The 13196-nt window shown below is 68.0% G+C and carries 15 protein-coding genes; 11 read left to right on the forward strand and 4 right to left on the reverse strand.

All coding sequences use genetic code 11. From position 1 onward, the window contains the following. Positions 1–26 precede the first annotated feature (26 nt). The 4 genes from AC6JA9_RS29760 (at position 27) to AC6JA9_RS29775 (ending at position 5311) form a co-directional block, all read left to right on the forward strand. Entirely contained in the window at positions 27–2534 is a 2508-nt protein-coding gene (locus AC6JA9_RS29760; RefSeq protein WP_497958203.1) for a ribonucleoside-diphosphate reductase subunit alpha, read from the forward strand. 202 nt (positions 2535–2736) lie between these two features. After that, positions 2737–3747 (forward strand): ribonucleotide-diphosphate reductase subunit beta, encoded by a 1011-nt coding sequence (locus AC6JA9_RS29765; RefSeq protein ID WP_223745564.1) that lies wholly within the window; start codon positions 2737–2739, stop codon positions 3745–3747. A 391-nt stretch (positions 3748–4138) separates the two neighbouring features. Next, the gene (locus tag AC6JA9_RS29770) at positions 4139–4333 is read left to right on the forward strand and encodes a hypothetical protein (RefSeq protein WP_497958204.1); all 195 of its coding nucleotides are present in this window, start codon (positions 4139–4141) and stop codon (positions 4331–4333) included. Between the two features lie 300 nt (positions 4334–4633). After that, positions 4634–5311 carry a site-2 protease family protein gene (locus tag AC6JA9_RS29775; RefSeq protein ID WP_267700169.1) on the forward strand — a complete coding sequence of 226 codons (678 nt, stop codon included), beginning with the start codon at positions 4634–4636 and terminating at the stop codon, positions 5309–5311. A 111-nt stretch (positions 5312–5422) separates the two neighbouring features. Here the strand turns inward: AC6JA9_RS29775 and aqpZ are convergent, their stop codons facing one another. The 4 genes from aqpZ to AC6JA9_RS29795 all read right to left on the reverse strand — a co-directional run bounded on the left by aqpZ (position 5423) and on the right by AC6JA9_RS29795 (position 8492). After that, the gene (gene aqpZ, locus AC6JA9_RS29780; RefSeq protein WP_370640301.1) at positions 5423–6256 is read right to left on the reverse strand and encodes an aquaporin Z; all 834 of its coding nucleotides are present in this window, start codon (positions 6254–6256) and stop codon (positions 5423–5425) included. Between the two features lie 224 nt (positions 6257–6480). Continuing rightward, positions 6481–7014 carry a hypoxanthine phosphoribosyltransferase gene (gene hpt / locus AC6JA9_RS29785; RefSeq protein WP_497958205.1) on the reverse strand — a complete coding sequence of 178 codons (534 nt, stop codon included), beginning with the start codon at positions 7012–7014 and terminating at the stop codon, positions 6481–6483. Positions 7015–7027: 13 nt separating this feature from the next. Then, complete coding sequence (locus AC6JA9_RS29790) at positions 7028–7843, reverse strand: uracil phosphoribosyltransferase (protein ID WP_223745559.1); 816 nt, start codon at positions 7841–7843, stop codon at positions 7028–7030. A 49-nt stretch (positions 7844–7892) separates the two neighbouring features. Further along, a complete protein-coding gene (locus AC6JA9_RS29795; RefSeq protein ID WP_046715130.1) occupies positions 7893–8492 on the reverse strand; it encodes a thymidine kinase in 600 nt (199 codons plus the stop codon). 205 nt (positions 8493–8697) lie between these two features. Between AC6JA9_RS29795 and AC6JA9_RS29800 the strand changes: the two genes are divergently transcribed. The 7 genes from AC6JA9_RS29800 (at position 8698) to rpsR (ending at position 13182) form a co-directional block, all read left to right on the forward strand. Then, the gene (locus AC6JA9_RS29800; RefSeq protein WP_174816712.1) at positions 8698–9075 is read left to right on the forward strand and encodes a DUF5658 family protein; all 378 of its coding nucleotides are present in this window, start codon (positions 8698–8700) and stop codon (positions 9073–9075) included. 134 nt (positions 9076–9209) lie between these two features. Beyond that, the gene (gene spoVG, locus AC6JA9_RS29805; protein ID WP_046715132.1) at positions 9210–9509 is read left to right on the forward strand and encodes a septation regulator SpoVG; all 300 of its coding nucleotides are present in this window, start codon (positions 9210–9212) and stop codon (positions 9507–9509) included. 45 nt (positions 9510–9554) lie between these two features. Then, positions 9555–10505 (forward strand): ribose-phosphate pyrophosphokinase, encoded by a 951-nt coding sequence (locus AC6JA9_RS29810; RefSeq protein ID WP_046715133.1) that lies wholly within the window; start codon positions 9555–9557, stop codon positions 10503–10505. A gap of 179 nt (positions 10506–10684) precedes the next feature. Beyond that, complete coding sequence (locus AC6JA9_RS29815) at positions 10685–11359, forward strand: 50S ribosomal protein L25/general stress protein Ctc (RefSeq protein WP_223745558.1); 675 nt, start codon at positions 10685–10687, stop codon at positions 11357–11359. Positions 11360–11431: 72 nt separating this feature from the next. Next, positions 11432–12007 carry an aminoacyl-tRNA hydrolase gene (gene pth, locus AC6JA9_RS29820; RefSeq protein ID WP_497958206.1) on the forward strand — a complete coding sequence of 192 codons (576 nt, stop codon included), beginning with the start codon at positions 11432–11434 and terminating at the stop codon, positions 12005–12007. Positions 12008–12262: 255 nt separating this feature from the next. Next, positions 12263–12739: a 30S ribosomal protein S6 gene (gene rpsF / locus AC6JA9_RS29825; RefSeq protein WP_046715136.1), complete on the forward strand. Its 477-nt coding sequence runs from the start codon at positions 12263–12265 to the stop codon at positions 12737–12739. A gap of 50 nt (positions 12740–12789) precedes the next feature. Beyond that, on the forward strand, positions 12790–13182 hold the full coding sequence (gene rpsR / locus AC6JA9_RS29830) for a 30S ribosomal protein S18 (RefSeq protein WP_046715137.1): 393 nt from the start codon (positions 12790–12792) through the stop codon (positions 13180–13182). Positions 13183–13196: the final 14 nt, after the last annotated feature.

Below are 13196 nucleotides of genomic sequence, written 5' to 3' on the forward strand. Positions count from 1 at the left end.
CATCGCCATTTTGGAGTGAGCCGCTCGTGAACTTCGAGACGCCCGTGAAGCCCGCCTCCGCGCCCATGCCTGTCCCTCCCGCCACCCCCGGCCAATCCGGACCGAGCGCGAGTGCGGCACCCGTCGCGGCCCCCGAGCCCACGCAGAGCGAGTTCGCCCCCACCACCATGCGCGTGCGCAAGCGCAACGGCACCGCCGAGCCGGTGGACCTGAACAAGATTGTCCGCGCGGTGGGCAAGAGCTGCGTGGGGCTGTCGCGCGTGGACGTGATGCGCGTGGCCACGAAGACCATCTCCGGCCTCTACGACGGCGCCACCACGCGCGAGCTGGACAGCCTGTCCATCCAGACCGCCGCCGCGCTCATCGTCGAGGAGCCCGAGTACGCGCGCCTGTCCGCGCGGCTGCTCGCCACCTTCATCCAGAAGGAGGTCAGCAACCAGGACATCCACTCCTTCAGCCAGTCGGTGGCGGCGGGCCACAAGCACGGCCTCATCGCGGACCGCCTGCTGCAGTTCGTCCAGGCCAACGCGCGCAAGCTCAACGCGGCCATCGACCCGTCGCGCAATGACCTGTTCGAGTACTTCGGCCTGCGCACCGTCTACGACCGGTATCTCTTGAAGAACCCGCAGACGCGCGAGGTGCTGGAGACGCCGCAGGAGTTCTTCCTGCGCGTGGCGTGCGCGCTCAGCGGCGACAACGCGCGCGAGGCCATCGAGCTGTACCGGCTGTTCAGCTCGCTGGAGTACCTGCCCAGCTCCCCCACCCTGTTCAACTCCGGCACGCGCCACGAGCAGCTCTCCAGCTGCTTCCTGTTGGACTCGCCGGCGGACGACCTGGACGCCATCTACCGGAAGTACTCGGACATCGCGATGCTGTCCAAGTTCTCCGGCGGCATCGGCGTGGGCTACCACCGCGTGCGCGCGCGCGGCTCGCTCATCCGCTCCACCAACGGCCACTCCAACGGCATCGTCCCCTGGCTCAAGACGCTGGACGCGTCCGTGGCCGCGGTGAACCAGGGCGGCAAGCGCAAGGGCGCGTGCTGCGTGTACCTGGAGACGTGGCACGCGGACATCGAGGACTTCCTCGAGCTGCGCGACAACACCGGCGACGACGCCCGCCGCACCCACAACCTGAACCTGTCCAACTGGGTGCCGGACCTGTTCATGAAGCGGGTGGAGACGGAGGGTGAGTGGAGCCTCTTCGACCCGAAGGTGGTCCCGCACCTGACGGACCTGTACGGCGCGGAGTTCGAGAAGGCCTACGTGGAGGCGGAAGGCGCGGGCCTGGCGATGCGCAAGGTGAAGGCGCGGGACCTGTACGCGCGGATGATGAAGACGCTCGCCCAGACGGGCAACGGCTGGATGACCTTCAAGGACATCTGCAACCGCAAGAGCAACCAGACGGGCCGTCCGGAGAACGTCATCCACCTGTCCAACCTGTGCACCGAAATCCTGGAGGTGACGAGCCAGGGTGAGACGGCGGTGTGCAACCTGGGCTCGCTGAACCTGGGCCGCATGGTGGTGGACGGGAAGTTCGACTTCGAGCGGCTGCGCGCCAACGCCCAGCTCGCGCTCAAGCAGTTGGACCGGGTCATCGACCTGAACTACTACCCCATCCCCACGGCGGCGGACTCCAACCGCCGCTGGCGCCCGGTGGGCCTGGGGCTGATGGGCCTGCAGGACGTCTTCTTCCAGCTGAAGCTGCCGTTCGACGCCCCCGAGGCGCGGGCCCTGTCGAGGAAGATCTCCGAGGAGATCTACTTCGCGGCGCTGACCACCTCGTGCGAGCTGGCCGAGCAGTTCGGCGCGCACCCGTCCTTCCCGGAGACGCGGGCGGCGAAGGGCGAGCTGCAGTTCGACAGCTGGGGCGTGACGCCGGAGGACCCGGCGCGCTGGGACGCGCTGCGCGCTCGCATCCAGCAGCACGGCCTGCGCAACTCGCTGATGATTGCCATTGCGCCCACGGCGACGATTGCGTCCATCGCGGGCTGCTACGAGTGCATCGAGCCGCAGGTGTCCAACCTGTTCAAGCGCGAGACGCTGTCGGGTGACTTCCTGCAGGTGAACCGCTACCTGGTGCGCGACCTCCAGGCGCTGGGGCTGTGGAACGAGTCGGTGCGCAACCGCATCAAGCTGGCCGAGGGCAGCGTGCAGGACCTGACGGAGCTGCCGGAGAACCTGCGCGCGGTGTACCGCACGGCGTGGGAGCTGCCCATGCGCTCGCTCATCGACATGGCGGCCGACCGCGGCGCCTTCATCGACCAGAGCCAGTCGCTCAACCTCTTCGTGGAGACGCCGAACATCGGCAAGCTCTCCTCGATGTACTTCTACGCGTGGCAGAAGGGGCTGAAGACGACGTACTACCTGCGCTCGCGTCCGGCCACGCGCATCGCCAAGGCGACCATCGCCGGCAACGGCGCCACCGCGACGGCGCCCGTCACGCCCGCCCCCGAGGCCAAGGCCGCCAAGGTGACGGACGCGGAGGCCGTGGCGTGCTCGTTGGAGAACCCCGAGGCCTGCGAGGCGTGCCAGTAAAGAAGTCCTGATTCACAGACTTTTCGTCCTGGCGAGCACGCGTTCTCACGCGTGCTCGTTTTGTTTTGTGCGGGTGTGTCACGCACGGTGCGGAACCCGCATGAAGGCGCACGTAAGCAAGAGTTGTCAGGCGTGCGACCGCCGCGGGAATCGGTGGTCGCGGAGGATCCACGCAGCAGCCTGCATGGTATGGATCGCGCCCATGCTGCTCGAACCCGGCCTGAACCTGACGCTGCGTCCCATGGCGTATCCGGTTTTCTTCGAGATGTACCGGAATGCCATCAAGAACACCTGGACCGTGGAGGAGGTGGATTTCTCCACGGACCTGGTGGACCTCCGCTCGAAGATGACGGACGCGGAGCGACACCTCATCCACCGGCTGGTGGCCTTCTTCGCGACGGGCGACAGCATCGTCGGCAACAACCTGGTGCTGAACCTGTACAAGCACCTCAACGCGCCCGAGGCGCGGATGTACCTGTCGCGTCAGCTCTACGAGGAGGCGCTGCACGTCCAGTTCTACCTGACGCTCTTGGACACGTACGTGCCGGACCCGGGTGAGCGCGCCAAGGCGTTCGCGGCCATCGACAACATCCCCTCCATCCAGCGCAAGGCGCAGTTCTGCATGAAGTGGATGGACAGCATCCACGACGTGGACGCGCTGAAGACGAAGGAGGACCGGCGGCGGTTCCTCTTGAACCTCATCTGCTTCGCGGGCTGCATCGAGGGGCTCTTCTTCTTCGCGGCCTTCGCGTACGTGTACTTCCTGCGCAGCAAGGGCCTGCTCAACGGGCTCGCGGCGGGGACGAACTGGGTGTTCCGCGACGAGAGCGCGCACATGGCGTTCGCCTTCGAGTGCATCCAGGTGGCCCGCAAGGAGGAGCCGGACCTCTTCGACGCGAAGATGGAGCGCGACGTGGAGGCGATGATTCGCGAGGCGGTGGAGTGCGAGACGCAGTTCGCGCAGGACCTCCTGAGCGGCGGCGTCGCGGGCCTGTCCGTGCAGGAGATGCGGGGCTACCTGGAGTACACGGCGGACCAGCGGCTGCAGATGCTGGGCCTCTCCCCGGTGTTCAAGACGAAGAACCCGCTGTCCTTCATGGACCTGCAGGACGTGCAGGAGCTCACCAACTTCTTCGAGCGCCGCGTGTCCGCCTATCAGGTCGCCGTGGGCGTGGGCGCCGCGGGCGACGTCGTGCTCGACGCGACGTTCTGAGTCGTCTCGACGACGGGCCCGAGCACGACCGGGCCCGTCGCTCTTCGTGGGAAGTCGTCTCGGTAGAGGCTGACGGCGCACCTCCTGGCGCCTCGCATCCCGAAACGACCTGAGACCTCCAGGCACGTCGAAACAGCCCCCACCCGGGCGATTGCCTTTGACATCGCGATGCCACGCCCCCGCGGGCACGACGTGGTCGAGAGACAGAAGACCCCCATCACGTACGGCGGTCCCGAAAGGCCACTTCGGCTCGACTTGCGCTGAACCCTCAATCCCCCACAAAAGACAGCTCAAACAGAAGACATCCATCACCATCCAGCGGATGGCGCACGACACCGTGTCCCGACACGTCGCTGTCGTCGGCGAAGCCCTGCTCCGCGAAGAGCTGACCATGGCCGTCAGCACTGGAAAGCTCATCGACCCCGGCGGCTGCGCCGCCTACTCCATCGAGCTGACGGTGCCTCCAGGCACACAGGGCCTCGAGCCGCGCTTGGCCATCGCCCAAAGCTGGGAGCGGATGACCCATGACGCGCCCCCGTGGGACTTGAAGACCCACGCGCGCTGGACGAGCGGCGACACCTGGTAGTCCTATACTTATGACCACGACGCCTGGGACAACCAGACTCGCATCGAGCTGCCGGGACAGGGCGTCATCACCGAGTCATTCGACTCCGACCTCCATGCCTACCTCAGCAAGCGCCTGCTGCCGCCCCTGAGGAGACCCCGAGCGCGCGCCAGCCCCTGCACCAGCATGGCCGCCACGCATCACCTCCAGACGCAATCCGAGACATCGGCGGCACGTCGACGAAGCACGGGCGGGTGTCCATCGGCGGAGCGCGCCCGCGGTGAATCCCCCGGGTGTCACGTGATAGACAGGGGGCACACCATGGACCGCGCCGCCCTGCTCTTCTGGCTCTGGATGCTCTTCTTCACCGTCAACGCGCTGTGGGCGCTGAGTCAGGCGGCCGTGGCCAGCTCATTCGGCGTCCGGCCCACGCTGGTGAAGCTGGGCGTCGGCCCGCGGCTCTTCACCCTGTCACTCGGTGGCATCCAGTGGGCGCTGCGGCCCCTGGTCCCCTTCGGCAGCGCGGTGAGCTTCGAGGACCCGACGCAGGACGCGGCGTCCTCGAAGGCGCCGGCCGACAACCGCCTGCGCCAGCTGCCCGTCGCGCGGCACGCGGCCACCATCGTGCTGCCGTGGGCCGTGCTCGTCGGAGTCGCCATGGCCTGCCTGGGCCCTGGTGAGGGCCTGCGCCACTTCGTCACCGGCTTCGCCCTGCCCTTCCAGGTCTCGCTCCTCCCGGAGCGAATCGAGCGCTTCGTCGCCGTGCTGCGCGACGGAGAGCTCCTGCGCGCCTGGGGTCTGCTCAGCGCCAAGGTGGCCGCCGCCAACCTGCTGCCGCTGCCCGTGCTCGCGGGCGGCTCGCTCGTCATGCTCCCGTGGCGCAACCAGCGCGAGCGCGTGCCCGTCTGGGCCGCGAGCCTCAACCTGCTGATGATGGCCTTCGCGCTGCCCTGGGCCTGCTACGTCGTCTACCTGCTGGGCGCCGCGCTCCTCCGCTGAGGGCGCCTGGAGCGCGAGCCCCTCCCCCCACGAGCAAGGCCCGCCACCGTGAACCTCCCGGCGACGGGCCCTTGACTCAGCGACTCGCTGACGCGCACCGCGACTCCGGGCTCACACCGGCGAGCGCGTGCGGCTCCGGTCCTGCGCGATGCGCTCCGCCCGCTCGGCGTCCAGCGAGCGCTCCGCCGTGCGCGCCGAAATCTCCGCGGCCGGCGCGAACACGGAGCGGTACACCGCCGCCGCGAGCCCACCGCCCAACAGCGGCGCGATGATGAACATCCACAGCTGGCTGAGCGCCTGCCCGCCCGCGAACACCGCGGGCCCCAGGCTGCGCGCGGGGTTCACGGAGGTGTTCGTCACGGGGATTCCCACCAGGTGGATGAGCGTCAGCACCAGGCCAATCGCCAGCCCCGCGAAGCCCACCGGCGCCCGCGCGTCCGTCGCCCCCAGCACCGTCAGCACCAGCAGGAACGTCAGCGCCACCTCCGCCAGGAACGCCGCCCCCGCGCCATACCCTTCCGGGGACGCGATGCCGTACCCGTTGGAGCCCAGCCCCGCCACCGACGCCTGGTAGCCCCCGGGCACGCCCTTGGCGATGAGCAGCACCACGCCCGCCGCCAGCACCGCGCCCAGGCACTGCGCCACCACATAGCCCAGGATGTGCTTGGTCTCGAACTTGCCCGCCAGCGTCAGCCCCACCGTCACCGCCGGATTCACGTGGCAGCCGGAGATGGGGCCAATCGCATACACCATGGCCAGCAAGGACAGCCCGAAGGCGAACGACACGCCCAGGAAACCGATGCGGTCCCCCGCCAGCACGGCCGCTCCCACGCCGCCGAGCACCAGGACGAACGTCCCGATGAACTCGGCCAGGTACTTCCGCATCCCCTCATTCACCCCGGCTGACACCGCAGCCGGGGTCCTTCTGTCCGTCGGCGAACGCATGCGAATCCTCTCTCGCCGCGCTCCTGCCGGACACGGACACTCGCGCCCGGCGCCTCGCGGCGCCAGCAGTCCCAACCGGGACGCTGTGCACGCACGCTCCGGTGACAAAGCGCCACCCCGCTCCATGCTCGGAGACCAGTTGTCACGCGGAGCGCCCGAGGCGCCGCCACCCTCGAGCCGGCGGGAGGACGGGCCTCCTCCCACACGGCCGGGTCCTGCCGAGCCTACTTGCCCTTCATCACGCCGATGAACGGCACGTTGCGCAGCTTCTCCGCGAAGTCCAGGCCATAGCCGACGACGAAGAGGTCGTCGATAACGAAGCCCTTGTAGTCGATGTCGATCTTCGTGCGCGCCCGCGACGGCTTCTCCAGCAGCGAGCACAGCTTCAGCGACGCCGGGTGCCGCGCGCGGAGGTTCTCCAACAGGAAGCTCATGGTGAGCCCCGTGTCGATGATGTCCTCGATGATGAGCAGGTGCTTGCCCGCCATCGGCTTGCTGACGTCGGTGGTGATGCGCACCTCGCCCGTCGTCTCCGTTCCGCCCTGGTAGCTGGACACGCCCAGGAACTCCAGCGTGAGCGGGAGATCCACCGCGCGCGCCAGGTCCATGGCGAAGAACGTGGAGCCCTTCAACACACAGACGAGGGTGAGCTCCTTGCCCGCGTAGTCCCGGGTGATTTCGGCACCCAGCTCCTTCACGCGCGCCTGCAGCTTGTCCTCGGTAATCAGGACGCCGACTTCCTGCTCGTAGAACGCCAAGGTCTCCTCCGCGCTACACGTAGGCGTTGTTCATGATCTCCCCGAAGCCGCCGCCTCCGGGGACGATGTACTGCCTGTCATCCAGGCCCCGCTCCTTCTCCCAGAGCGCGCCCGGCGCCGTGCCGAACACCTCCGGCGGGGACAGCCCCCGGTCCAGCCGGAGCGCGTAGATGATGACGTCCGGGTGGTCCGTCGTCATGCGCCGCAGGTACTCCGGCGTGACGATGAGGTTCAGGGTGATGATGCGCCGGGGGGTGCCGGGCACCTTGTCTTTGTAAAGCGTGATGGCCGTGGACAGGCTGCCGCCCGTGGCGCCCATCGGGTCCGGGAAGAGCACGAACGCGTCATCCACGTCCCCGCCAATCTTCGCGCCGCCGATCTGCGAGCCCACCACGGCCTCGGCCGCGTCGATCATCCGGCTCATGATGATGTGGTCCTGACGCACCACCGACGGGTCCACCGTCGCGTTGAGCAGGTCGTACGTCACCTGCGACGGCAGCGTGCCCGCCCGCGCGATGTTCACCGTCACCACCCGCACTTGGGGGTCGATGACCTCGCCCTGGTAGAGCCCCTGCGGCGTGGAGTCGATCATCCGGGTGGGCAGGCTCACCATCTTCCGGGGGAACTCCGCGTTCACCACCGTCTTCACCAGGTCGATGTAGAGCGTCTCCACCAGCCGGTTGATCTGCGGCTGGATGACGCCCTTGGCGCACAGGGTGGCCAGCTGGGAGAGCAGGAACGGATTGCCCACCAGGTGGACGTTGGGTCCATAGTGGTGGGTCATCTCGTTCAGCTTGAAGGGCACGTTCGCGTACAGGGTGTCGCGCATCCGGTCGGTTCCTCTCGCGCCCGCGCCCCTGCGGGCGCCCACGCTGCTGTCAGTCGAACAACTCCAGCGTCTGCGGCGGCGTGCCCTCGGAGGGCTCCGGCACGTGACACTTGCGGCAGCGCGGCTCGTACGCGCCCGCGGCGCCCACCACCACCCGCTCACCACTGGACACGATACGTTGGGAGCGATTGGCCGGATTCCCACACACCACGCAGATGGCCAGCTCCTTCGTCACGTACTCCGCGACGGCCATCAACTGCGGCATCGGCTCGAACGGGCGCCCCTGGTAGTCCTGGTCCAGCCCCGCGCAGATGACCCGCAGGCCCTTGTTGGCGAGAGCCTCCACCACCGCGACCACTTCGGTGCCGAAGAACTGCACCTCGTCGATGCCCACCACCTGCGTGTCGGGCGCCAACCGGTAAAAAATCTCTTCAGCCCGCTCCACCGGCGTGGACGTCACCCGGAGCTTGGAGTGGCTGACGACCGACGTCTCGTCGTACCGGTTGTCGATGCGGGGCTTGAACACCTGCACCTTCTGCTTGCCGTACACGGCACGCTGGACGCGGCGGATCAACTCCTCCGTCTTACCGGAGAACATCGAACCGCAGATGACCTCTATCCACCCGATATCTTTGGGGAATTGGTGCAAGTTAGCTCGCCTGGCCTGGGGGCGGAGGGGCGCGGATAGTCTGTCACCCCCCCGCTGGAGTCAACCGCCATCCGCGTGCCCGTGACACGGCCCGCCACGTCCTCCCCGCCCGTCCGCCCGCCTGCCCCTCCACGCCGCCTTCGAGCGCTGGCAAGCCGCTTGAAAGGGAGTGGTCCGGACGCAGGCGTGGGCGGGGAGGTGGGGCGTGGCGACGACGACGGTGGAGCAGGTTCAGGGCGCAATCCAGGGTGGTCGGGCTTCCTTCTATGCGTCACCGGCGTCGGTGGCGCTGCTGATGCTCAACCTGATGGACGGGCTGTTCACGCTGCTGTTCCTGCAGCTGGGCGTGGCGGAGGAGCTCAACCCGCTCATGCGCCTGGCCTACGAGCAGTCACCGATGTTCTTCATGTTCTCCAAGCTGCTCATCGTGAACGCGGGCCTGTGGCTCTTGTGCCTGCACCGCCGGCTGAGGGCCAGCCGCGTCGCCATCCGGGCGGGCGCCGTCGTGTACGGCATCATCGTGGTCTACCATCTGGCTTTTCTGACCCACCTGGTCCTGCACTGGCCGGGAGCCCTCGGGTAGTCCCGCTCGCGCCTGTCGGACTGTGAGCGAGTGGAACAATCGCAACACGAAGCCATCACCATACACTTGCATTTTGCACCCGGGATGTCCCAGGCTTCCCGCCAGCTCCGACCTTTCGGGTTCGGGGGGGGACCATGAACATCACCGACGTCCGGGTGTTTCCGGTCGAAGAGGACAAGCTCAAGGCGTACGTCACCATCACCCTGGATCACTGCTTCGTCATTCGCGACTTGAAGGTCATCCACGGCTCCTCGGGGCTGTTCATCGCGATGCCGGCGAAGAAGCGGAAAGATGGGACGTACAAGGATATAGCCCACCCGCTCAACGCGGATACGCGCAGTCAGATGGAGCGCGTCATCCTCATGGAGTACGAGCGGCACCTCCATCAGGCGCAAGCCGGGATGCTCGGTCCGATGCCAGCGGATCTCGACTAACGGCCTTCACATCGGCGCGTGTCCAGGTTAGTCAGCGGCTCCATCATGCAGCCGCGCGACTTCAAGATCTTCGCCGGGAGCTCGAATCCCGGCCTGGCTCACCGAATCTGCGAGTACCTCAAGCGTCCGCTCGGCAAGGCCGAGGTGGGTCGCTTCTCCGACGGTGAGATCCACGTCGAGATTGGAGAGAACGTCCGCGGTCACGACGTCTTCATCTTCCAGTCCACGTGCCCGCCGGCCAACGACCACCTGATGGAGATGCTCATCATGTGCGACGCCCTGAAGCGGGCGAGCGCGGGCTCCATCACGGCGGTGATTCCGTACTACGGGTACGCACGCCAGGACCGCAAGGTGGCGCCGCGCACGCCGATCACCGCCAAGCTCATCGCGGACCTGCTGGAGGTCGCGGGCGCCGAGCGCGTGGTGTCCATGGACATGCACGCCGGGCAGATCCAGGGCTTCTTCAACATCCCCTCGGACCACCTGTACGGCTCGCCGGTGTTCCTGGAGGACCTGCGCAAGCGCTTCCCGGAGTCGCAGGAGCTCGTCATCGTGTCGCCGGACGCCGGCGGCGTCGAGCGCGCGCGCGCCTACTCCAAGCGGCTGAACACGGGCCTGGCCATCATCGACAAGCGCCGCCCGCGCCCCAACGCCTCCGAGGTGATGAACCTCATCGGCGACGTCACGGGCAAGGACGCGGTGCTGGTGGACGACATGGTGGACACCGCCGGCACGCTCACCCAGGCGGCCGCGGCGCTCAAGGCCAAGGGCGCCCGCCGCGTGGTCGCCTACGCGGTGCACCCCATCCTCTCCGGCCCCGCCATCCAGCGCATCCAGGACTCGGTGCTGGAGGAGGTGGTGTTCACGGACACGGTGCCGCTGTCGCCCGCGGCCCTGGCCTGCTCGAAGATCCGCGTGCTCACCACCGAGCGCCTCTTCGGGGAAGCCATCGCCCGCATCCACCGGGCCGACTCGCTCAGCTCGCTGTTCGTCTGAGGAGACCGTCGCCCGGCCGTCGGGCGACTTGACTCCATGTCGGGGGGCTGGCATGTCCGGCCTCCTCCAACGGCCTCTTTCCATGGGCGCCGTCTTCGGGGCCCGCCAATGGGGCGGGATGCCGAGGGCGCCGGGGGTTGTTGGCAACCGTCGTTGCATCCCCCAATAAAGGTATTTCCATGTCCACCGACAAGAGCACCCTCGAGGCGAAGGCGCGTGAAGGTTCCGGCAAGGGCTTTGCCCGCCGTCTGCGCGGCCAGGGTCTGGTCCCCGCCGTGGTGTACGGCAAGCACCTGGAGAAGCCGGTGCACATCGCCGTGGACCCCAAGAGCGTGAAGGCGGCCATCAACACGCCGCACAAGTTCAACACGCTCATCCAGCTGAAGCTGGCCGGTGGCGACCAGCAGGTCCTCCTGAAGGACTACCAGATGGACCCCGTCACGCGTGAGATCCTGCACGTGGACTTCATCGGCGTGCGTGAGAACGAGCAGGTGAAGGTGAACGTGCCGCTCGTGCTGACGGGCAAGGCGCAGGGCGTGGCGGACGGTGGTCTGCTCACCCAGGCCCGCCGCGAGCTCGAGGTGTGGGCGCTGCCGAACGCCATCCCGGAGCGCATCGAGGTGGACGTGACGGCGATGAAGATCGCCGAGGCGCTGCACGTCAACGACGTGAAGCTGCCCACGGGCGTCTCCATCAAGACGAACGTCAACTACACCCTGGCCGTGCTGAGCGCGCCCGAGTCCGCCGAGGCGGCTCCGGCGGCGGCGGCGGCTCCCGCGGCGGCTCCGGCGGCGGCGAAGGCCGGCGACAAGGCGGCCCCCGCGGCGGCGGCCAAGGCTCCCGCGAAGAAGTAGTCCTCTTCCGGTGTACCCTGGACACGGGGCCGGCCTCGTCGGAGGCGGGCCCCGTTTCTTTTTGGAGTTCCCATGAAGCTCATCTGCGGGCTGGGCAACCCGGGGCGCGAGTACGAGCGGCACCGGCACAACATCGGGTTCATGGTGGTGGAGGCGATGCTGTCGCGCGCCCGCGCCGAGCTGAACCAGGAGAAGTTCGCCGCCAGGGTGGGCCAGGGGACGCTCGCGGGCGAGCGCGTGCTCTTCGTGGAGCCCCAGACGTTCATGAACCTGTCGGGCCGCTCGGTGGCCGAGGCGGCGCGGTTCTACAAAGTCCCGCCCGAGGACGTGCTCGTCATCCACGACGAGCTGGACCTGCCCATGGGGCGGCTGCAGCTCAAGGCGGGCGGCGGCGCGGGGGGCCACAACGGGCTCAAGAGCATCGTCTCGAGCCTGGGCTCGGAGGCCTTCATCCGGCTGCGCTTCGGCATCGACAAGCCGGAGGGCCCCAACGCCCGCGAGCGGGTGGCCGGCTACGTCCTGTCCAATTTCGACGACGGGGAGCGCCGCCAGCTGGAGGACCTCATCCCCCGGGCGCTGGACATGACGGAGTGCTGGGTGCGGGAGGGGCTGTCGGTGGCCATGAACCGGTTCAACCGGAAGGCCTGATCCACCCGGGAAGCGGCCGGGCGGGCTTTCCGGGTGCTTGACTTGCCCTGGGGCGCCTCCTAGAAGGCCCGTTCGCTCGCTGGAGGCTGCTCTGGCGGGATGTTCTTTTCCAGCTTCCCGTGTTCTGCACGGGACGTAGCGCGAAGGTGACGGGCGCGCGGTTTCCCGTCCCCGGTGGTGGCCCTCCAGGCCGCTCGCCGTTTCCCCGCTCCTCGGATGGTCCGAGGGGCACTCGACCCCAAGGGGAGAGAAAACATGGCAGAGACGCAGGCCGCCAAGCGGCTTCGTGAGTACGAGACCATCTTCCTGGTCAAGCCGGACCTGACGGACGACAACGTGGACAAGCTCAAGGAGCGCGTCCGTGGCATCGTCGACCGCGAGGGTGGCAAGGTCCTCCGCTTCACGGTGTGGGGCAAGAAGAAGACCCTGTTCCCCGTGGCCAAGCAGCCCCGCGCCATCTACGTGCACGCCAGCTACCTGGGCGGCTCGAAGCTGGTGGCGGAGATCGAGCGCAACCTGAAGAACCTGGATGAGGTCACCCGCTACATCTCCGTGAAGAAGGCGGATGAGGTGGACCCCGACACGCGCCCGGTCCTCGAGGACCTGAAGCTGGCTGGCGACGTGGAGGAGACGCGTCCTGGGGCTCCCGCCGACCGCGAGGGTGGTTTCCGCGGCGATGGCGGCGAGGAGGCCGTTGGCGAGTCGGAGGAGGAGTCGTCCGAGGAGGCCTGAGCGCCACCCGGGACATTCTCTAGGGCCCTATCCAGGAAACGAGAAATTTCATGAGCAACGGTACGGACAGCAAGACGGGCGCGTCGTCGGGCGGCCGCAGTGGCGGCTTCGGCGGCGGTGGGCCGCGGGGTGACCGTGGTGGCGACCGCGGGGACCGTGGTGGCGACCGCGGTGATCGCGGCGGCGGCATGGGTGGTGACGACGAGAAGCGCGGCGGTGGCCGTGGCTTCGGTCGCAAGAAGGTCTGCCGCTTCTGCGCGGAGAAGGACGCTTCGGTGGACTTCAAGGACCAGGCGACGCTGAAGTACTTCGTCACCGAGCGCGGCAAGATCATCCCCCGCCGCATCTCCGGCAACTGCGCGAAGCACCAGCGCGAGGTGGCGACGGCCATCAAGCGCGCCCGTGGCATCGCGCTGCTCCCCTACAACGCGGTGGTCGGCTGAGCGCCGGTCCGCAC

The sequence above is a fragment of the Myxococcus sp. MH1 genome (assembly GCF_059738865.1).